The following is a 19559-nucleotide window of genomic DNA, read 5'->3' as shown; positions in this document are numbered from 1 at the left end:
CTAAGAATAAGAAACGGTGGCCAAGTGTCACCGTTTTTGTTTTCTGAAAAAGTGTATTGCGTTACTTGACGCTTTATTCGAAACCCAGCTTCTTCAATGCTTGGTAGGCATGGTCAACGTCATCAGGAATCGGCATCTCGATCTGAAATCCTTGCGCAGGGTAAGATTTGATTCGTTCGAAATCAGCAATGAGAGCACCCAACACCATGTCTAATGGTAACTCTTCATTAAAGTAATCAACCCAGTCTTGCCATTGTGAAGTGACTTGAACCTCGGTAACTTCGTTAGGCCATTGCTTAGCAAACGTGGCGTAAGTACGTTTCTCCATAAAGGGTTTCTGTACTAAGGTCAGTCGTTTCGGTGATAGTCCACGCTCAGTCAGCAATTTGTGGGTGAATCGTACGTTCTCCCCAGTATTGGTTGCGTGCTTCTCAATGATAATGTCAGAGTCAGGCACGCCAGCGTCTCGTGCGATAGCCGCGAATGTTTCAGCTTCTGAGCGCTCAAAGCTCCCTTCGGTAAAGCGTCCCACACCGCCAGAAAAAACGATGTAAGGCGCGATCTTTTGGTGATAAAGCTCGGCTGCATATTCCGCGACGCGAGTATCGTTGCTACACAATACAAAGATACAGTCGGAAGGCGTAACCTTGTGACCCATAAACATAAAGTTCCAAAGGGTGTCGACTGAGCGATGCAGTTTTATGTTGGGATCTTTGTTAGCTATAGATTGTTCCGTCATGAAGTGCGTCCAGTGTTGATTCGAATTTAAATGAATAGCCTAAGTCGAGAATCTTCTTCGAAGAGATTAACTTGTCTGGGCTATCAACAACGTCCGGTAGAGGCTCACTGCTGTTGGCGCTTTTCAGTGCCGCGGCATAAAACTCCGCCTTACTTACTGTATTTGGCGTGGTCACGTTAACTACTTCATTGTGCAGTTGACTGATAGCGAAATCGACAGCACCAATCGCGTCATCAAGGTGCAGCATGTTGGCTGGAGCTTGAGTGCTGACTTGTTTTAACTTGCTTGCGAAGCGTGATGGGTGACGGCTTGGGCCGATTAAGCCACTAAAGCGAAGAATGGTGTAGTCGATACCTGAATCAATCACTGACTGTTCAGCTTGCAGCATGATTCGCGCGTTATCGGAAAATGAAGACGCGTTCTCGTTATCTGAGGTTGAAAGGGGGAGCGATGCATCCAGCTCGTTCAGTACACCCGGTTTGGTTGGGTATACCGTGGTTGAACTGACCATAATGAGCTTTTTAATGTTGGCCTTTTGGCATGCATTGGTGAGTTGCTGCCAATAGTCGGCATACTCTTGTCCTGCTCCTTTTCTAAAGCCAGGAGGGAAGCTACCAATCACAATTTCAGTGTTGTTTTCGAGTAACAGCGAATAGAGTCGCCCGATAGTCTGTTGTGGATCGGATGAATCAAAGCTAAACACTTCACATGGAATTTGTTCGCTACCAATGGCGTCTGCTCCCGCTTGGGTCGTTTTCGTGACCACCACTCGGTTACCATGTTTTTCTAAATGTTCAGATAAAGGTGCACCTACCCATCCTGCACCGACAATAAATATAGAAGCCATGTGTTCCTCACAACTGCAAATGACGAATTTACAATAAGCCTAACAAAGCTTTGCCCAAAAATGAAAAAACTCCACGGCCGAAGCAAGTGGAGTTTTTACTAGAACAATGGAGCTTTAGTTTAGTACGCGAAGAAGCTTGTCTGCGCGCTCTGCCATCTCGATACCTTCATCAGTTAGATAACCGCCGTCTGGCTGAGTACAAAGGTTTTTTTCGAATAGGCGCTTAACAGCGTCTTGAGTTTCTTGAGCAGCCTCTTGATGAACTTTAATTCCAGTAGCAGCACTACTTACATCAAATTGAAGAAGGAGGTTTAAATCAGCAATATGTTCAGCGTTGTACTTCATAATTAACCTATATATTCATAACGTTCTCTACCTTCACCTTAGTGCGCATTCTCGGCTCAGGCAATAGCAAATAAAGAGAATTGATAAGTGATACCAAATTGATTGATTAATCATCGAGTGATGAGTTTATTTTGGTTATATTGGGTGATTTGCACCCACTTAAATCATCAGTGATGTTTATTGCTAAGTGGTTGTAATATATTGTGACTAGAAATAATTTGCATTGAGCGAATATTGTATAAAAAGGATATGCATAAGTGAGAGCGAACAAAGTAGCATTAACGATCAGTATGCTATTTGCTATCTCAGGTTGTCAAAGCACACCCTCAGAGCAGACAGACGCGAACCAAACCACAAACAACAATAATGAATTGACAATAGAGGTCCGTTCATTTCAGTCTGTCCAAAGCGTTTACTCCGAATGGGAAGTTAAGCTTGAAGAGCATGCTCAATTGTCTCTCTATGCACCAGAGAATTACAATGAACTATTAGACGCATGGGATGATGCTGAAAGCATTTATGCGGACTTACTGAAAGACGAAACTCGGATAACCAAGAGTTACTCCATTTTTTCGAGCCTAACTTACGCTGAAGCTTTCGATGAAAAAATCGCTTTGATCAAATCAAACTATGACTCAATCTTAGTGTTAAAGAAGAAGGCTGACCGAGTACTCGCTGATTCGATTGTCCAAATGGATTACCTGAAGTTCTTGGGCGCAGATACCATGTTTACCTCGAGCTACAAACGCTTGTATTCAGAATACAGCGAGTTGTTCGAGTATGTGCTGGTCGATGAGCTTGAAGACGCTCAAGAAGCTCAGGTGGAATTTCTTAACAATGCTCGCTTATTAGAAGTTAAAGTGGCGCATAAGAAATACATCGAACCTTTGAAGAACGAATTAGAGTTCTTGGAAGATGAAGATTTTGATGACGTTGCTCCGCTTACCTTTGCTAAGGCAGCATCTCAAATTGCGTTGGCCGAAAGCCAAGTGAAAGCTAGCCCTCGTGAAAAGTCGATCATTGAAGACGCGGTTCACGCTGCAGAGTTTGAATTGAACCACGTGCGCAGTGTTGCTCATGAAGTCAAAGTGCTGGCGAGCGTAAAAGGCGACCAGTTCGAGCAGTCGGTTTTGAATGCAGAGAACCAGTTATTGAGCATTTCACAAATCGTTAATGATGAAGATTACCGTGATGTAGGCTTACGTCAGCAATCACAGAAGATAGTAGCGAGTGTTAAGGCGTTAAAAAGCTCTGATATGACAGGGCTTTTAAAGTCAGATATTGAAACTTTGACGGAGCAATTGGCTAAGCTGGAGTCTGAAAATCAGAAGCAAGCGCAGCAACTGTCTGAAGCAACCAAGCACAGTGAGTTGCTCGGTGAGCAGATTACCAAGAGTGATGCTCACATAAAAAGCTTAGAAGAGTTAGTGGATAGTTTGAAAAGCTTAGGTGGCAAAGTGGCCAACGAAAGTGATTCTGATGTGATGTCCCCGCCTGTCGAATCTACTCTAGAGGGTTCAACTCTAGAACAATCATCAGAAGAAGTGATTGAACCTTCGGTTTAGCATCACTAATTTCTTTATTTGTGATTGAGTTAAAAGCGCCTTAGGGCGCTTTTTTACGTTCTGTTGATCTATGTCAAAATCTAGAAATAAAAGCACTCAGTGAGCTATTTTAGTGTACGTTATTCTTTTGGTTTTAACGTAACTTGTTGATATTTATAGGTGTGTCAATTTCTATGCTGATAACTAATCATTCAGCAGAGTTTTCTTTTTACTACTAAAGTCGTATGAATTTGGAATAACTCGGACTATTTGCTTTCAACGAGGCTGTGAGAGCCATTTTGAGCCTAAAAATAGCTCTTGAATTCAGAAATGAAAGAGAGGATTATCGCGCTCCCGACGACATGTTTCAAAATGTAAATCATCATGAATCTAAACCAATTTGACTCATTATTACCGCCACAAATGGCTGAGCGCGCTGCAGATATTGGCGTAGGTAAAGCAACCAAAGATCCAATCAAATCTTTTCTCCTAGCGATTTCCGCTGGTATACACATCGGTATTGCGTTTGTGTTCTACACCATCGTAACGACTGGTGCTGGTGATTTGCCTTGGGGTATTACTCGCCTATTAGGTGGCCTTGCATTTAGCTTAGGCTTAATTCTTGTTGTTGTTACCGGTGGTGAGCTATTTACCAGTTCGGTGCTGACTCTGGTTGCTCGTGCAAGTGGCAAGATTACTTGGCGCATGCTCGTTAAGAACTGGGCTACAGTTTATGTAGGCAACTTGATTGGCGCATTGCTGCTGGTGGCTTGTATGTTGCTGACCAAACAGTACATGTTCGACCACGGCCAAGTGGGTTTGAATGCAATGGCGATCTCCCAACATAAGATGCACCATGATTTTATCCAAGCTATCGCGCTCGGCATCATGTGTAATGTATTGGTTTGTATCGCGGTATGGATGACGTTTAGTGGACGTACACTGACTGACAAAATTGCGGTAATGATTTTGCCTGTAGCGATGTTCGTATCGGCTGGTTTTGAGCACTGTATTGCGAACATGTTCCAAGTACCTTTAGCTATCGGCATCAAAACATTTGCTCCAGCTGAATTTTGGACAATGACAGGCGCTAACCCAGCGGACTATGTTGATCTGAACATGATGGACTTTTTAATGAACAACTTGCTGCCCGTTACCATCGGTAACATCATTGGCGGCGGTATCTTTGTTGGCATGTGGTACTGGTTGATCTACCTACGTGACTAACTCAGTTGACGAGATGAGTTAAAGCGCAGTGAAAACACTGAACTGACTTATGACATTTACAAGACGGCCTGCATTGCAGGCCGTTTTTTATTTGTGGAAAACCTACTTCTTCATCTCTCTAATGATCATCTGAGTACGCAACAGCGCTGATTACCATGTGTGTATATGTCTTTGAAATCACCCAAAGATCAAAGGCGATGATCTTTCCTTGGGTCGAAATGGACAAAAAAGGATCTATATTGATTTGGTTATCCACAGTTTCTGTGGATAACCTGTCTCAAATTCAGTGAGTAACCAGATCTAAGTGGAGCAGGGAGGTTATTTCGAAGGCTGTATTTGAGCGAGAACTCGCCCTTCTTTGGTTAAAGATGTCTTCAATGAGAGGTGAAGTGCAAGTGCTAAAGAGCAGCTCATCATCACGAAAATTGCCAGCATGATCATCAGTTGATACTTAATCGCGATCATCGGCGAAGCACCACCTAAGATTTGTCCCGTCATCATTCCCGGCAGCGTTACTAGGCCTGTGGTTGCCATAGAGGCCATGATAGGGGACATCGCTTTCTGTATTGCATTACGTACAAAAGGCGCAGCAGCATAAGTAGGAGACGCACCTAACGCGATTGCGGCTTCATATTCTGATTTCTGTGTTTCAAAGGCACCAAACAGGTTCTGCAATGCCACTATATTACTGCTTAAGCTATTACCCAATAACATCCCTGCGATCGGGATAAGGTACTGCGCGTTAAAAACCGGTGTCGGTTTAATGATGAAAAAGCAGATGAACAAGACAATAGGTACACAAGTTACCGCAAGGCTAACGGCGACAGGAGCCAAAAGTAGGTTTCTTGGCAGTCTAGATTTTTCAACAATCGAGCTTGCACCGACGATAATCATCGCAAATAACCACAGCAAATTGACCCACAAACTATTCAAAGTGAACAAGTATTCTAGGTAAAGTCCCACCAGAAATAGCTGAATAACCATACGAATTATGCTGATAGAAGCTTCTTTGCCAAGGCCGAGTTTTAACTTGTGGTTGATGGTCATGGGTAGCAAGAGAAGTGAGCTGAAGAACAATAACTGCCACCAAGATATATCAATAACGTCTTGCATAATGTTTCCTTTTAAGTAGGTCCCCATCATATATGAAAGTGCCAAATGATGCATTTCAGCTTCTCAGCCGTTGCTTCAAAAGATACTCAATAATTTAACAATCAAATCACAAAATATTGGTTGTTTGAGGCATTTTTGGCTACTACTTAGTAGGTAAAACGTTAAAACTGGTTACAATACAGTTACGCAGGTGTTGGAATTTAACATTTGTGAAATATACTTAATTCTTCACATTTGTTAATACTTTTTAATAACTTTGTTTAACTAAAAACAACTTTGGATGAGCTCAAAAAAGTATTGATTAGCAAGGGTTATAACGGGAGATTTGATTGAACCCTACTTTGAGTATGGTCTAAAATTTGTCGTTAGATACTTAAGAACTTTAGCCCCATAGAATGGGTTACTCGAAATTACTAAATACAAAATAGGCAAAATGTATGAGTGATGTTAATAAAATTGAAACTAGCGAAAAACATTCGCTGGAGTGGAAGTCTTTCCTCTTCATCGCGGTGGTTCTCTTCCCAATATTAAGTGTGGCTTTTGTAGGTGGTTACGGCTTCCTAGTTTGGGCACTGCAAGTGTTTGTATTCGGACCTCCTGGTGCTCACGGCGGCATGTAATGCCCTCTAGTAACAACATTTTTTAAAATCAATATTTAAGAGAGCTAAACATGAAATCATTTTTAGTTAAATTATGGCGCACAATGACTCGCCCAGCAGTACACATCAGTCTTGGTGTACTAACTATGGGTGGCTTTATCGCCGGTGTTATTTTCTGGGGCGGTTTTAACACAGCTCTAGAGCACACAAATACAGAAGAGTTCTGTGTAAGCTGTCACACCATGCGTGACAACGTGTACGTAGAACTACAAGAAACGGTTCACTGGAAAAACACTTCTGGTGTACGTGCTACTTGTCCTGACTGTCACGTTCCACATGAATGGACAGCAAAAATCGCTCGTAAGATGCAAGCTTCTAAAGAAGTATTCGCTCAAGTATTTGGTGACCTAGATACGCCTGAGAAATTCGAAGCTCGTCGTATCGAACTGGCTAAACACGAATGGGATCGCTTCTCTTCGAACAAATCTCTAGAGTGTAAAAACTGCCACAACTACGATTCAATGGATTTCGAAAACATGCGCCCAACAGCGCGTATCCAGATGAAGAACGCGGCAGAGCGTGATCAAAGCTGTGTTGACTGTCACAAAGGTATTGCTCACAACCTTCCATTAGATATGGCATCAGCGAGCGGTATTGTTGGCGAGCTAGAAAACGTAGCAAGCAGCACATCTTACGCAAATGGTTCAGACGTGATCTCTATTCGTCACCTACCAATGTACACAGATGAAACAGCTGAAGTTGAAGCGGGTCTATTAAGCCCTGCAAGTAAAGTTGCTGTGATCGACGAAAAAGGCGACATGATCAAGATTCAAATCGACGGTTGGCGTAAAGCGAAAGGCTTCGGACGTGTAATCCAAGAAGACTTCGGTATGAATATCTCGACTGCAATCTTGACGAAAGAAGTATCTCAAAGTGACGTAATCACTGTTGGTGAGAAGAAAGAAGATGAGCTAACTGGCCTTCCTTGGGAAGAAGTTAACCTAGCACTTTGGATGAAGAAAGAGTCTATGGTTGATAACTTTGATCCAATCTGGAACGCAGCTGGTCAAGCGTACCAATCTAACTGTTCAACGTGTCACTCACAGCCAGATGAAGCTCACTTCAGCGCTAACGGTTGGGTAGGCATGCTAGATGGTATGATTGCATTCGTTAACTTCGATACAGATACAGAAGCACTTGTTCTTAAGTATCTACAGAAGCACTCATCAGATTTTTCTGAAGGCCATCACTAATAAGACGTCAATTGGAGTAACACAATGGCAATTACAAGAAGAAGTTTTCTGAAAGGTGTCGCGACGACAAGTGCGGCATCGGTTATCGGTCCAAGCTTATTGGCGTCGGCTTCAGCATCTGCTGCAGAAACAGACGGCGCGTGGAAAGTCTCTGGTTCTCACTGGGGTGCATTCCGAGCTCGCGTTTACGCGGGTAAAGTACAGGAAATTAAACCTCTAGAAATCGATCAGCACCCAACAGAGATGCTGAAAGGTATTAAAGGTATTATCTACAGCCCATCACGTGTGCGTTACCCAATGGTTCGCCTAGATTGGTTGAAGAAGCATAAGTACAGCGCAGACACGCGTGGTAACAACCGCTTTATTCGTGTGACTTGGGATGAGGCACTAGACCTTGTTTACCGCGAGCTAGAGCGCGTACAGAAAGATTACGGTCCATGGGCGCTTCACACAGGTCAAACTGGTTGGAGACAAACAGGTCAGTTCCACAGCTGTACTAACCACATGCAACGTGCAATGGCACTTCACGGTTACTCTGTGAAGAAAATCGGTGACTACTCAACAGGTGCTGGTCAAACGATCATGCCTTACGTGCTAGGTTCTACTGAAGTTTACGCACAAGGTACATCTTGGGAACTTATCCTAGAAAACAGTGACAACATTGTTCTTTGGGGTAACGATCCAGTTAAAAACCTTCAGGTAGGTTGGACATGTGAGACTCACGAGTCGTTCGCATACCTAGAACAGCTGAAAGAAAAAGTTGCTAAGAAAGAGATCAACGTTGTTTCTGTTGACCCTGTTAAAAACAAAACAGGTCGTTACCTAGAAAACGAGCAAATGTACATCAACCCACAAACTGATGTGGCGTTCATGCTTGGTGTTGCTCACGTTCTTTACAACGAAGGCCTATACGACAAGAAGTTCATCGAAACTTACTGTCTAGGTTTTGAAGACTTCATCAAGTACGTTCAAGGTGAAACGAAAGATAAAGTTGAGAAGACACCAGAATGGGCTGCAGAAATCTGTGGCGCAAGCGCGGACTCTATTCGTGACTTCGCTAAGATGCTGGTTAACGGTCGTACACAGATTCTTGTGGGTTGGAGTATCCAACGTCAAGAGCACGGTGAACAGCCTTACTGGATGTGTGCAGTTGTCGCAGCAATGGTTGGCCAAATTGGTCTTCCGGGCGGTGGTATCTCTTACGGTCACCACTACTCTGGTATCGGTGTATCTTCAACTGGTTTCGCTGCTCCGGGTTCATTCCCGCTGAACATCGACCAAGGTCAATCGCCTAAGCACACTAACACTGATTACAACGGTTACAGCCGCGTAATCCCTGTTGCTCGTTGGGTAGATAGCCTGTTAGAGCCAGGTAAGAAGATCAAAGCAAACGGCGCAACAGTGACACTGCCTGACATCAAGATGATGGTATTCAGTGGTAACAACCCGTGGCACCACCACCAAGATCGCAACAAGATGCGTAAAGCATTCAAGAGCCTACAAACTGTAGTGGCTGTTGATTTCGCTTGGACTGCAACTTGTCGTCACTCTGATATTGTTCTTCCAGCTTGTACTCAGTGGGAACGTAACGATATCGATGGTTACGGCGCGTACTCTGGCCGTGGTTTGATCGCAATGCACAAGCTAGTGGATCCTCTGTTCCAGTCTAAGACTGACTTCGAGATCATGTCTAGCCTAACTAAGCGTTGGGGTCGTTACGACGATTACACGCGTGGTATGGACGAAATGCAGTGGGTTAAATCTCTGTACGATGAATGTCGCGCATCAAACGAAGGTAGCTTCGAAATGCCTGAGTTTGCTGAGTTCTGGGAGAAAGGTTTCCTAGACTTCGGCAAAGGTAAGCCATGGACTCGTCACGCTTCATTCCGTGAAGATCCAGAGATCAACGCACTAGGCACGCCTTCTGGTTTCATCGAAATCACAAGCCGTACTGTTGGCAACATGGGTTACGAGCACTGTCAAGAACACCCAATGTGGTTCGAGAAATCTGAACGTTCACACGGTGGTCCAGGCTCTGACAAGCACCCGTACTGGCTACAATCTTGTCACCCAGACAAGCGTCTTCACTCTCAGATGTGTGAATCTGAAGAGTGGCGTGCGACTTACGCGGTACAAGGCCGTGAGCCAATCTACATCAACCCAGTAGATGCTAAGAAGAAAGGCATCAAAGATGGCGATGTAGTACGTGTGTTTAACGACCGTGGTCAACTACTAGCAGGTGCTGTTCTAATGGATAGCTACGCTCCTGGTGTTGTACGTATCGAAGAGGGTGCTTGGTACGGTCCGATCAACGAGAAAGTGGGCGCGCTAGATACATACGGCGATCCAAACACACTGACTCAAGATATCGGTACGTCTGAACTTGCTCAAGCAACGTCAGCAAACACATGTTTGGTTGATTTCGAGAAGTTCCAAGGCAAACTGCCTCCAGTAACTTCATTCGGTGGTCCAATCGAAGTTTCTTAAGTCTTGTCTTAAGAACCAAGATTAAAGCTTGAATTAAAGCCCCTGTAAGCACTCTTACAGGGGCTTTTTGTATTTTTGATATCAGTGTTGGTGTTTCTAAATAAGCATTGTACAGGGCTAATAGAGGGCGTTTTTGAGACAGGCTGTAACGTGCTGTTTGAGAGCAGTAGTAGAAACAGTGGATCAGGAAGGGAAGGTCAAAAAAAACTGTGGAAAGACTAGGCTGACGGAAACAAAAAGGCCGATACAAAGTACCAACCTTACAGAAGCCTATGGAGTTAACTCTGATCAAGTTAGATCTCAAACATAAACCAGTATCCATAAGCACAGATTAGTGCGGGCACACTCGAGTATAAGGTCGCGACTAGTGCCGCTTTGGGAGCCATCGCAATCGCAGGGAATAGCGCGTCACCATCATTTGAAATTGCGTTACCTACCTGAGCCGAAAGTGGCAGTGCGCCTGAAAGGTATAAGCTAGTGACCAATAATTGCGGTCCACAGCCCGGTAGCAAACCCATCAACACGCCAGCCAGGGGGAGCATCATGCCCCAGCTTGAGAATAGCGTCGCAAAATCGACATTTGCTATCACAGAGCCAAATTCGAAGAAAAGAAAAGCAACCACCACCCATGCAGTAACGAAGTTAGTATCTTGAGCCGTTTTTTGTAGTGGATGAGAGCCTACACATTTCTCGTCTTCACTTACGGCTGATTTGTAATCTTCAATTTCACGGGTTAGCCCCCACAGAAACATCGAGCTGATCAGCAAAACTGTCCCCGCCCATTCCATCGATATTTCAGGCAAAGCGAGCAGCTCGTTCACATCGACTTGAAAAGAGCCAAGTAGGGCAACGACAGAACCCGGAATAATCAGTACAGACCACAGGTAACCTTGCAGGTTTATCGCTTTTTTAGAGACCGATTCTTTGTCTTGAGATTGAGAAGCGCAGCTGTTGGTGGCGTCATTTTTTTCTGCTTGTCTCGGGCGTAAGAAGTCGTCTGCGTGAAATAAGTTAATAACTCGGCCTGACGCCGTACCGACAATCACACCCATTGCCATCATAGCCAAGCCTGTTTTGGGTTCGCTAGCGATTAATAGGAAGGCTGCATCACCCATGGTTGAGACCAAAACCGCAACGACCGCTCCAAAACCAAGCTTGCCGGAAATGAATTGGGTCGTCACTACGATAGCACCGCCACAGCCGGGTAGCGCCCCCATAAGTGCAGCGAATACAACTTGGTTTGAACGGGATTGATGGACGAGCTTGTTGAAGACGTTATCTTTGTTGATATACAGACTTAACCAGTGGTAAATAGCCAAGGTTAAAGCAACATAACAAGACACTGCCCAAAACGCGTCTGATAAAGTAGTTACCGTCAGCTCTCGTGTAGCTGGGGCTGCAACCAATGCTGCAAGTGAGATAGGCAAAAGCAGGCGCTTAAATGACAGTGAAAACTGAGTTGTTTTCGCAGCGCTACTGCTTGGCAAAAAAGAGATTAGTCGATCCATAGGTGTTACTCAAAATTAGTGGCTTAAGATAAATATATACGAATGATAATAATTATCAATTGCATTTGTTGTTTTTTATCTATTGTTACCATTGGCTAAACCTAGGAAACATGACCAATCTAAAAAAATGAGGTAAAGTATGGCTAATAAAGAGAGGCTCTAAAGGTAGAGTCATAATTGTTAGTGTAATAGGAAGAAACATGATTTTAGTTGTTGGTCACAAAAACCCTGATAGTGACAGTATTTGTAGTGCGTTAGTTGCAACAGAGCTTCTTAAAGCTCGTGGCGAGGAAGCGACACCAATTCGCCAAGGCGAGATCAACCGCGAAACTCAACACATTCTAGAAGTCGCTGGTGCTGAAAAGCCAGAGCTTCGTACTTCTGTTGCTGGTGAGAAAATCTGGCTAGTAGACTACTCAGATCTAGCACAAGCACCAGATGATGTTGCTGATGCAGAGATCGTAGGTATTGTCGATCACCACCGTCTAGGTGACGTGATGACAGTAAACCCAATGGAAGCTTGGATCTGGCCTGTTGGTTGTACAAACACTGTACTTTTCAACATGTTCAAGATTGAAGGTCACGCAATCTCTCAACAAATCGCTAAACTAATGATGTCTGCAATTCTTTCAGACACAGTGGGTTTCGCTTCTCCAACATGTACGCAAAAAGACAAAGACGCGGTTGCTGAGCTTGCTGAAATTGCTGGCGTAACTGACGTTGATGCATTCATCAAAGCGCTTCTAATCGCTAAAACAAACATCGAAGGCCTATCTGCTGCACAGCTAGTAGAAAAAGACCTTAAAGGCTACCCATTCAACGGTCGTGATGTTGTTGTTGGTCAAGTTGAACTTGCGACTCTTGAGCAAGTAGACGGCATGATTGAAGCGCTAGAAGCTGATCTTGAAGAGCGTTGTGAGAAAGACGGTCTAGCGTTCGCTTCGGTAATGCTAACAGATATCACTACTGCTCAAACTCGTCTTCTATACAAAGGTGAGTGGGCTGAGAAATTGGTTAAGCACGAGAAAGACGGCGTATTGATGATGGAAAATACACTAAGCCGTAAGAAGCAAGGCTGGCCTTGGCTACAAGGTGAGCTTGTTTAATCAAGTCGCTTAATATTAAACGCCTGCTTATTTAGCAGGCGTTTTTCTTTGAAGTAGACTTTTTTCTTCATCGATAATGTTTGAAGTTAAAAACACTCGGCATAAAATAGCTTTAAGAGCAAAGTTACTGACTAAAGTAGGAAATTAAGATGACTACACAGCTAGACGATAAAAAAATCGCTGAAATCAATAAGTATACGGGCGAGCAACGCCTGAAATACTGTGTGAAAGAAATCGTAGCAAACCGTGAAGTATGGATCTTAACCGATGAACACGGTTGTGTAATGCTGAACACAGAAGATGAAGATTGTGTTCCAGTATGGCCAAACCAAGAGTTCGCAGAATCATGGGCAACGGGTGATTGGTCTGAGTGTAAAGCTGAGTCTATTTCGTTGAATAAATGGCACAGTCGCTGGACGAACGGTCTAGAAGACGACGAACTTGCTGTTGTAGTATTCCCGAACGAGCAAGAAGAAGGCGTTATCTTGTTCCCTGATGAGTTCGATTTCGAATTGAAAAAGCAGGCAGCTAAGCGCTAATTCTTTCGTAATACAGTAACATCGTAAGTCAGCGCTGCCTTTCTTAGGCAGCGCTATTATTCAATTATCCCATCTAAGCTGCTTCCAACGTATATTCGTCAATACCCAATCAACTGATACAAAGGCGCTTGCTGTGCGGCTTTAGAAGCTTGCTGAAGCACACCTGTTTTGCTGTATCTCTTGAGTATATTTCGAACGATAGGTTTTACTTCAGATTTTGTCATTCCAGCTTTCAATTCTGGTTCATACAGCAATTGCAGTAGCACTACGTCTAACGGCGATAATAAGTCTTCTGGCGTATGGTCGTTGAAAATAGAAGGGTAGGCTTTATCTGAATCATTCGGCAGGCCTAGAACTTGTGTGATCTCTTCCACGATACAGGCGACCAGCTTACCTCGCGATCTTGCCTGATCAACCGGGATTACAATCCCAGCGTATACAATCTCGCCTTTAGAATTGGTTCTATAGCCCGCCGTGCAGATGGCGCTATTTAAATGCTGAGTTGATTTGAGCTTGAGCACCGATTTCGCCTCAGATACCCACTGGCTCTGCCTTGTGTATATCCATTTAACGTTCGCTTCGGACTCTTTACTGACGATTGTGATTGGGTGTTGAGTGACTTCAGATAAGTGTTGGATATGAAGCTCTGTGAGCTCTTGATGCAGTTCCTCATCGCCCACTCGATGATCGATCCAAATCTTGATCGGTTGTTTCCACTTGGCGAGCGGTTTGTTGCCTTGGGAATATTCGTGTTGCAGTGCGACTTTATAAAACGCAGTTTCAACGAAGGTTCTATCTAACCAAGTAAGCGGTGTGCTTGTCGCGTTAAAGGAAAACAGAACCAACAAGAGGGGAAGCATTGAAGCTGTTCGATACATACTTTTCCCCTCTGCTAAATGTAGCGTGATTCCAGGTTAGTGGTTCGGCGCTTTGGAGAAATGGCTCTCAACCAATCTTTGGGTGATTTGGTGAGTTGGATTGGTTAGCACTTGATCTGTTTCCCCACTCTCAACCACATTGCCTTCATGCATGACAATAATCTTGTCGGTAATGTGCTTAACAATACCGAGGTGTTGAGATACATAAACGAACGATACGCCCATCTCTTCTTGTAACTCTAAGAACAGATTGATGATTTGCGAGCGCATTGCCATGTCCAAACCATTTAACGCTTCATCAGCGACAATGATGGATGGCTGAAGTATCAAGGCTCGAGCCAAACAAACCCTCTGTTTCTGGCCCGCAGCAAGCATCTGAGGGTAGAAGTAAGCATGTTCCGGTAGAAGGCCCACGCGCAGTAGTGTGTCTTTCACACGACGCATACGGGCTTCTGGTGGCATGTTGGTATTTCGCTTCAATGGGCCTTCAAGAATTCGACCAATCTGAATGCGTGGATTAAGTGATGTATTCGGATCTTGGAAGATCATTCGAATCAGCTTACAACGAGTTGAATAGTCTTTGTGTTCTAGCTTTTCGCCGTTCACGCGGATCTCGCCCGCAGTCGGTTCAACCATTCCTGCGAGCATTCTCGCTAATGTTGATTTCCCAGAGCCATTCTGACCGATAAAACCAATCGTCTGGCCTGCTTCAAGGGAAAAGCTTACCGGCTTCACCGCCTGATGAATCTTCTTACGAAAAAGACCAGAGCGAGTCGTAAAGTCTTTAGATAGATCACTGACTTCTAATAATGCACTCATGATTTCTTTTTCTTCTCCATATTCAGAGGGAAGTGACAGTTAAATTTATGGTTCTTGATACGTTTAGTATGTGGGATCTCCACACATTGCCTTTGCGCGTATGGGCAGCGTGGGCCTAACCGACAACCAATAGGCAGATGTTGCAACGGCGGAATTGATCCTGGTAAAGACTGTAGCTTCTCCTTGTGGGGAATCCAGTCGTTAAAGTCTGGCATCGCTTTTAACAAAGCAACGGTGTACGGGTGCTTTGGTGCATCCAACAGCTTCGGTGTATCAGCGGATTCTACCGATTGACCACAGTACATCACGGTAATGCGAGTCGCCCATTGGGTAATGGTGGTTAAGTCATGGCCGATCAACACGATGGTGGTGTTATTGATCTGGTTCATACGACTCAAAAGACGCAATATTTGAGACTGTGTAATTGGGTCTAAATCGTTGGTTGGCTCGTCAGCAATCAAGACTTTTGGCTTGGCAGCGATCGCCATTGCGATCATCACCTTTTGACACTCACCATCGGTCAACTCATAAGAGTAACTGTCCATAAGACGAGAGTGATCTTTAATACCGACTTTGTGAAGTAGAGCGATGGCCTGCTTCTTACGCCATTTGAATCTTTGCCACCACCGACCTTCAAACGAATAGGAAGGAATCGCTTCAATCAGTTGATGGCCCACTTTTTCAGATGGGTCAAGACAGGAGGATGGCTCTTGAAAGATCATCGCGATATCACGAGCAATAACTCGGCGTCGTTCTTTGGGTGTCAGTTGCAGGAGGTCGATATTGCCAAGGCGCATTCGGTCTGCAGAAACCTTCCAGTTTTCTTTACATACTCCGACGATCGCTTTTGCAACTAAGCTCTTACCTGAGCCTGATTCACCTACTAAGCCGCGAATTTCCCCCTCATTGAGGGTAAGACTCATTCTATCAACGGCTTTAACCATCCCTTGAGGGGTCTCAATCTCGATGGTTAGATGTCGAATATCAAGTAAAGGCATTATTCGATTCCTGCATTTAGCGCTTGGCGAACACCTTCACCGACGAGGTTAATCACGATCACTGTAAACATAATGGCTAAACCGGGTAGGGTGACTGTCCATGGTGCGAGGTAAATCAGCTCTACAGAGTCACCCAAGATTGAGCCCCATTCAGTACTTGGTGCTTGAGCGCCAAGCCCTAAGAAACCCAAAGCCGTGATATCAAGAATGGCGACTGACAATGCCAGCGTAATTTCAAGTGCCACCACGGTAAGAATATTAGGAAGGATTGAATTCCATAACAGGTAGAAGTCGTTCGCACCATCGAGGCGAGAAGCCAAAATATAGTCTTTTTCTACCTCAGCGTGCACGGCAATGTATACCGAACGAATAAAGCGTGGAATCAATGCTAAACATAAGGCAAGCAAGATATTAAACTCGCCAAAACCAAGAAACGCCACGAAGATAATTGCTAGTAACAGAGACGGAATCGACATAACGGTATCAAGCAGGTGGTTTAGTGTGCTTGATAGTAATCCACGAGTCATCCCCGCAAGTACGCCAATCAGGCAACCAATGACTGCTGCGATAAAGGTAATCACAACCGCGGCACCAAACGTCAGCTGAGAGCCGATAATCAGACGAGAAAGAATATCTCGGCCTAAGTCATCGGTGCCTAAGAAATACTCGACTGTTCCTGAGGGATCCCAAGAGGGTGGGGTTAACAGGTGTCCCGTTTGTTCTTGAGCATCATGCGGAGCTAGCCATGGTGAAGTGACGGTGATTAGAATGATTAAGGTCAAACACCACAGTCCAAACATAGCGAGATTATTGCCACGGAAGCTGCGCCAGAAACGCTCGAATTGGGTTGGAATCTGCTCTTCTTGGTAGACGTTATTTGTTAGCATACCATTCCTTCCTTACCAGCGGATTGACCATCGCGCCCAATAGATCGGACAGAATGTTTGCGGTCAAAACCAAGGTTGCTACCACTATTACGCCAGCTTGAATTGAAACGTAATCTCGATTAGATAAAGCATCCAGTAACCAACGACCAATGCCCGGCCAGTTAAAGATAGACTCGGTAACAATAGCAAGCGTTAACATACTTGATAGCTGAACACCGACCTTAGGAATAATCGGAGGTATCGCGTTTCTTAGCACGTGCTGCGTGATGATCTCTTTAGTGGAAAGACCTTTAATTCGCGCAGCGCGGATGTAGTTTTGCGTCATTACTTCAGCCACTGACGCTCTCATCAATCGGATGACCTGAGTCGTTGGCGCCAGTGCTAAAACAAGACAAGGCAACGCCATGTGCTCGATAACACTTTGTAGTGCGTGCGCACGGTAGCGACCCTCGGCAAAAAAGGCGTCAATCATCGCGAAGCCAGTCACGTGTTCAATCTCGTAAAGTAGGTCGTATCGGCCACCAACTGGGAACATTTCAAAGTGCAGTGAAAACACCATGATCATCAGCAACGCGACCCAAAATATAGGCGCAGAGTAACCGGCCATTGAGGTGAACGATATGGTGGTATCAACAAATTTACCTTGTCTCATACCAGCAATGGTGCCGAAAGGGATACCGATGATGAGTGCCAACACAAAGGCAAAGAAGCACAGCTCTAGCGTTGCAGGGAACACCACGACCAACTCATCGATGATAGGCACACCGTGTTTGCTTAGACCAAAGTTTAGCGTCGATAATTCAGTGATATAGCTAATCCAACCGGGCCAAAAATCTTGAATTGCCCAAGGTGAGGTTTGGTCTAATCGAAGCAGGGAAAAACCTACCAAGGTCAGAATCCCTAACGTAATAACGAATAAGTTTACACGTCTTAATGTATACCAAAACATTACTGCACCTCTCTTCTGACTTGATCAAAAGGTTGGGCATTGAAAGGACTTGCTTTAAAGCCTGTTAGCGAACGATCGTGCACGCGAAATTGCACGCCATGAGCAAGAGGAATCACAGGAACTTCTTCATTGAGAATGTTTTGGGCTTGTCGGTACAAGTTCACACGGTGCCTTTGTTGATTGATCTCTAATGCTAAGTCGAGGAGGAAATCAAAGTCTGAATTACACCACATCGAAACGTTTAATCCTGCGCGTTCTGAACTGCATGAGAGAAGCGGGCGTAAGAAGTTATCTGGGTCACCGGTATTGCCTATCCAACCTGTAAGCAACAGGTCTGTTGAGGAAATCGAGGATAACTGTGTACGGTCAAATCGGTCATCGGTATAGAGTTTCAATTCAATACCGATATCCGCCAAGTTTGCTTGGATCAGTTCAGCCGTTTTTCTTGGGCTTGGGTTGTATGCGCGAGGCTCTAATGGTACCCACATTGAAAGCTCTAACCCGGGTTCAACACCAGCTTCTTTGAGTAGCGCAATCGCATAGTTTCGATCATAACGAACTTGAACGCTGTCCTCTTGGTGAGCCCAAGAAGTAGGAGGAAGCAATGTATAGGCTTTCGTCCCTGTACCGTAGTACACAGAATCGAGTATGTTTTGGCGGTTGATGGCTAAGTTAAGCGCTTTACGCACTCGAGAGTCACGCAATGCTGGATGCTCGGTATTTAGCGCGATGAAAGAGACATTGACCGCAGGCGTGGCAGAAATCATCAACTCTTCATGAGCCTGAATAATAGGGATTTGGCTAGAAATTGGTGAGTTGAGTACGTCACACTCACTGCGCAGAAGCTTAGCAAGTGTGCCTGTACCACGTTGTGATGTATCAAACACAACTTGGTCCATTTGTACGTCACCTTTCCAATAGTGCTTATGCTTTTTCAAGCGAACTAGGTCGTTGATCTGGTATTCATCTAAGTAAAAAGGGCCCGTGCCGACAGGATTGGAATCGATTTGATTTTTCTCATCCGCAGCAATGAGCTTGTTGGCGTACTCTTTAGAATGAATGACCGCATAGCTGGTGGCTATGTTGTTGAGAAATGAATTGTCAGGGCGACTCAATTGGAATTTCACCGTTAGGTCGTCAACAGCGGTGATGTCGACAATCAAGTTTTTGAAGTCAATTCCGGCAAACCATGGGTATAGGCCGCCACCCACATAATGAAATGGGTTTGAACTATCAATGACACGTTCAAAGCTAAACACCACATCTTGTGCATTCATGCTACGAGTAGGGGTGAACCAGTCTGTCGTTTGGAACGCAACATTTGGGCGCAGTTTGAACGTGTACTCTGTACCTGATTTATCAACAGACCAACTTGTCGCCAAGTTCTGTTTTGGTCGGTAAGTCATCGGATCAAGAGTGAGCAGTGTATCGAAGATTTGAGGACTCAGCGATTCTGCGGTAATGCCACTATCAACCAGCTGTGGGTTGAAGGTACTAGGATTACCTTGGCCGCAATAAATGAAGCCTTTTTCACGGATTTGCTCGTGATTCACACTCTCACCACATCCAGCGAGAAAGCTCAGCGTGCAGATGCTCAGTGATAGTCTTATTAGTGCTTTCATAAAAAGAAATACTTTTCGAAACGAGGCGTTAGAGGAGCCTCAAGATCCGGACAATTTAACATTTTATTTATTCGGCTCCAAATAATAATCAAGTGTGGA

Annotated in this window: 18 protein-coding genes; 7 read left to right on the top strand and 11 right to left on the bottom strand. The window is 44.6% G+C overall.

Annotated elements, in window-relative coordinates:
• Positions 1–73: 73 nt before the first annotated feature.
• From A142_RS21385 to A142_RS21375, 3 genes are all read right to left on the bottom strand, one after another.
• Complete coding sequence (locus tag A142_RS21385) at positions 74–739, bottom strand: YdcF family protein (protein WP_019824318.1); 666 nt, start codon at positions 737–739, stop codon at positions 74–76.
• Positions 717–1586, bottom strand: coding sequence for an NAD(P)H-binding protein (locus tag A142_RS21380; protein WP_019824316.1), 870 nt, complete (start codon positions 1584–1586; stop codon positions 717–719). The genes A142_RS21385 and A142_RS21380 overlap by 23 nt, the downstream gene beginning before the upstream one ends.
• Positions 1587–1700: 114 nt before the next feature.
• Positions 1701–1931, bottom strand: a complete 231-nt coding sequence (locus A142_RS21375; RefSeq protein ID WP_017060280.1) for a TIGR02647 family protein — start codon at positions 1929–1931, stop codon at positions 1701–1703.
• Between the two features lie 257 nt (positions 1932–2188).
• On the opposite strand from A142_RS21375, the gene A142_RS21370 reads away from it, so the two are divergent.
• Both A142_RS21370 and focA read left to right on the top strand, forming a co-directional pair.
• Complete coding sequence (locus A142_RS21370; protein ID WP_019824313.1) at positions 2189–3496, top strand: hypothetical protein; 1308 nt, start codon at positions 2189–2191, stop codon at positions 3494–3496.
• A 363-nt stretch (positions 3497–3859) separates the two neighbouring features.
• The gene (gene focA / locus A142_RS21365) at positions 3860–4702 is read left to right on the top strand and encodes a formate transporter FocA (RefSeq protein ID WP_019824311.1); all 843 of its coding nucleotides are present in this window, start codon (positions 3860–3862) and stop codon (positions 4700–4702) included.
• A gap of 318 nt (positions 4703–5020) precedes the next feature.
• Here the strand turns inward: focA and A142_RS21360 are convergent, their stop codons facing one another.
• Entirely contained in the window at positions 5021–5815 is a 795-nt protein-coding gene (locus tag A142_RS21360; protein WP_019824310.1) for an ABC transporter permease, read from the bottom strand.
• A gap of 437 nt (positions 5816–6252) precedes the next feature.
• On the opposite strand from A142_RS21360, the gene torE reads away from it, so the two are divergent.
• From torE to torA, 3 genes are read left to right on the top strand one after another with little or no spacing between them, the layout of a single operon-like run.
• Entirely contained in the window at positions 6253–6435 is a 183-nt protein-coding gene (gene torE / locus A142_RS21355; protein WP_017060298.1) for a trimethylamine N-oxide reductase system protein TorE, read from the top strand.
• Positions 6436–6485: 50 nt separating this feature from the next.
• Positions 6486–7667, top strand: coding sequence for a pentaheme c-type cytochrome TorC (gene torC / locus A142_RS21350; protein WP_017060299.1), 1182 nt, complete (start codon positions 6486–6488; stop codon positions 7665–7667).
• Between the two features lie 24 nt (positions 7668–7691).
• Positions 7692–10154, top strand: coding sequence for a trimethylamine-N-oxide reductase TorA (gene torA, locus A142_RS21345; protein ID WP_019824307.1), 2463 nt, complete (start codon positions 7692–7694; stop codon positions 10152–10154).
• A gap of 293 nt (positions 10155–10447) precedes the next feature.
• Here torA and A142_RS21340 read toward each other — a convergent pair whose 3' ends face one another.
• Entirely contained in the window at positions 10448–11662 is a 1215-nt protein-coding gene (locus A142_RS21340) for a putative manganese transporter (protein WP_019824305.1), read from the bottom strand.
• Between the two features lie 200 nt (positions 11663–11862).
• Between A142_RS21340 and A142_RS21335 the strand changes: the two genes are divergently transcribed.
• Together A142_RS21335 and A142_RS21330 are read left to right on the top strand one after the other, a co-directional pair.
• A complete protein-coding gene (locus tag A142_RS21335; protein ID WP_019824302.1) occupies positions 11863–12768 on the top strand; it encodes a manganese-dependent inorganic pyrophosphatase in 906 nt (301 codons plus the stop codon).
• Positions 12769–12917: 149 nt separating this feature from the next.
• Positions 12918–13307, top strand: a complete 390-nt coding sequence (locus tag A142_RS21330; protein ID WP_004734596.1) for a DUF2750 domain-containing protein — start codon at positions 12918–12920, stop codon at positions 13305–13307.
• Between the two features lie 98 nt (positions 13308–13405).
• Here the strand turns inward: A142_RS21330 and A142_RS21325 are convergent, their stop codons facing one another.
• From A142_RS21325 to sapA, 6 genes are read right to left on the bottom strand one after another with little or no spacing between them, the layout of a single operon-like run.
• Complete coding sequence (locus A142_RS21325) at positions 13406–14185, bottom strand: DUF2927 domain-containing protein (RefSeq protein WP_019824301.1); 780 nt, start codon at positions 14183–14185, stop codon at positions 13406–13408.
• Positions 14186–14221: 36 nt separating this feature from the next.
• Entirely contained in the window at positions 14222–15004 is a 783-nt protein-coding gene (locus tag A142_RS21320) for a peptide ABC transporter ATP-binding protein (RefSeq protein ID WP_017060304.1), read from the bottom strand.
• The gene (locus A142_RS21315) at positions 15001–16002 is read right to left on the bottom strand and encodes a peptide ABC transporter ATP-binding protein (protein WP_019824298.1); all 1002 of its coding nucleotides are present in this window, start codon (positions 16000–16002) and stop codon (positions 15001–15003) included. The genes A142_RS21320 and A142_RS21315 overlap by 4 nt, the downstream gene beginning before the upstream one ends.
• Complete coding sequence (sapC, locus tag A142_RS21310) at positions 16002–16889, bottom strand: putrescine export ABC transporter permease SapC (protein WP_019824296.1); 888 nt, start codon at positions 16887–16889, stop codon at positions 16002–16004. The genes A142_RS21315 and sapC overlap by 1 nt, the downstream gene beginning before the upstream one ends.
• Positions 16876–17838: an ABC transporter permease gene (locus A142_RS21305; RefSeq protein ID WP_019824294.1), complete on the bottom strand. Its 963-nt coding sequence runs from the start codon at positions 17836–17838 to the stop codon at positions 16876–16878. Before A142_RS21305 ends, sapC begins: the two co-directional genes overlap by 14 nt.
• Positions 17838–19460 (bottom strand): ABC transporter substrate-binding protein SapA, encoded by a 1623-nt coding sequence (gene sapA / locus A142_RS21300; RefSeq protein ID WP_019824292.1) that lies wholly within the window; start codon positions 19458–19460, stop codon positions 17838–17840. The genes A142_RS21305 and sapA overlap by 1 nt, the downstream gene beginning before the upstream one ends.
• Positions 19461–19559: the final 99 nt, after the last annotated feature.

Source organism: Vibrio splendidus 12E03, assembly GCF_000272105.2.
Taxonomy (GTDB): domain Bacteria; phylum Pseudomonadota; class Gammaproteobacteria; order Enterobacterales; family Vibrionaceae; genus Vibrio; species Vibrio splendidus_I.
Note: the sequence above shows the minus strand (reverse complement) of the source record. Positions and strands in the feature narration are given on the sequence as shown.

Bases quoted from the DNA above. Each gene is read 5' to 3' on its own strand.
- A142_RS21385 (WP_019824318.1), bottom strand. From the start codon at position 739: ATGACGGAACAATCTATAGCTAACAAAGATCCCAACATAAAACTGCAT.
- A142_RS21380 (WP_019824316.1), bottom strand. From the start codon at position 1,586: ATGGCTTCTATATTTATTGTCGGTGCAGGATGGGTAGGTGCACCTTTA.
- A142_RS21375 (WP_017060280.1), bottom strand. From the start codon at position 1,931: ATGAAGTACAACGCTGAACATATTGCTGATTTAAACCTCCTTCTTCAA.
- focA (WP_019824311.1), top strand. From the start codon at position 3,860: ATGAATCTAAACCAATTTGACTCATTATTACCGCCACAAATGGCTGAG.
- A142_RS21360 (WP_019824310.1), bottom strand. From the start codon at position 5,815: ATGCAAGACGTTATTGATATATCTTGGTGGCAGTTATTGTTCTTCAGC.
- torE (WP_017060298.1), top strand. From the start codon at position 6,253: ATGAGTGATGTTAATAAAATTGAAACTAGCGAAAAACATTCGCTGGAG.
- torC (WP_017060299.1), top strand. From the start codon at position 6,486: ATGAAATCATTTTTAGTTAAATTATGGCGCACAATGACTCGCCCAGCA.
- torA (WP_019824307.1), top strand. From the start codon at position 7,692: ATGGCAATTACAAGAAGAAGTTTTCTGAAAGGTGTCGCGACGACAAGT.
- A142_RS21340 (WP_019824305.1), bottom strand. From the start codon at position 11,662: ATGGATCGACTAATCTCTTTTTTGCCAAGCAGTAGCGCTGCGAAAACA.
- A142_RS21335 (WP_019824302.1), top strand. From the start codon at position 11,863: ATGATTTTAGTTGTTGGTCACAAAAACCCTGATAGTGACAGTATTTGT.
- A142_RS21330 (WP_004734596.1), top strand. From the start codon at position 12,918: ATGACTACACAGCTAGACGATAAAAAAATCGCTGAAATCAATAAGTAT.
- A142_RS21325 (WP_019824301.1), bottom strand. From the start codon at position 14,185: ATGTATCGAACAGCTTCAATGCTTCCCCTCTTGTTGGTTCTGTTTTCC.
- A142_RS21320 (WP_017060304.1), bottom strand. From the start codon at position 15,004: ATGAGTGCATTATTAGAAGTCAGTGATCTATCTAAAGACTTTACGACT.
- A142_RS21315 (WP_019824298.1), bottom strand. From the start codon at position 16,002: ATGCCTTTACTTGATATTCGACATCTAACCATCGAGATTGAGACCCCT.
- sapC (WP_019824296.1), bottom strand. From the start codon at position 16,889: ATGCTAACAAATAACGTCTACCAAGAAGAGCAGATTCCAACCCAATTC.
- A142_RS21305 (WP_019824294.1), bottom strand. From the start codon at position 17,838: ATGTTTTGGTATACATTAAGACGTGTAAACTTATTCGTTATTACGTTA.
- sapA (WP_019824292.1), bottom strand. From the start codon at position 19,460: ATGAAAGCACTAATAAGACTATCACTGAGCATCTGCACGCTGAGCTTT.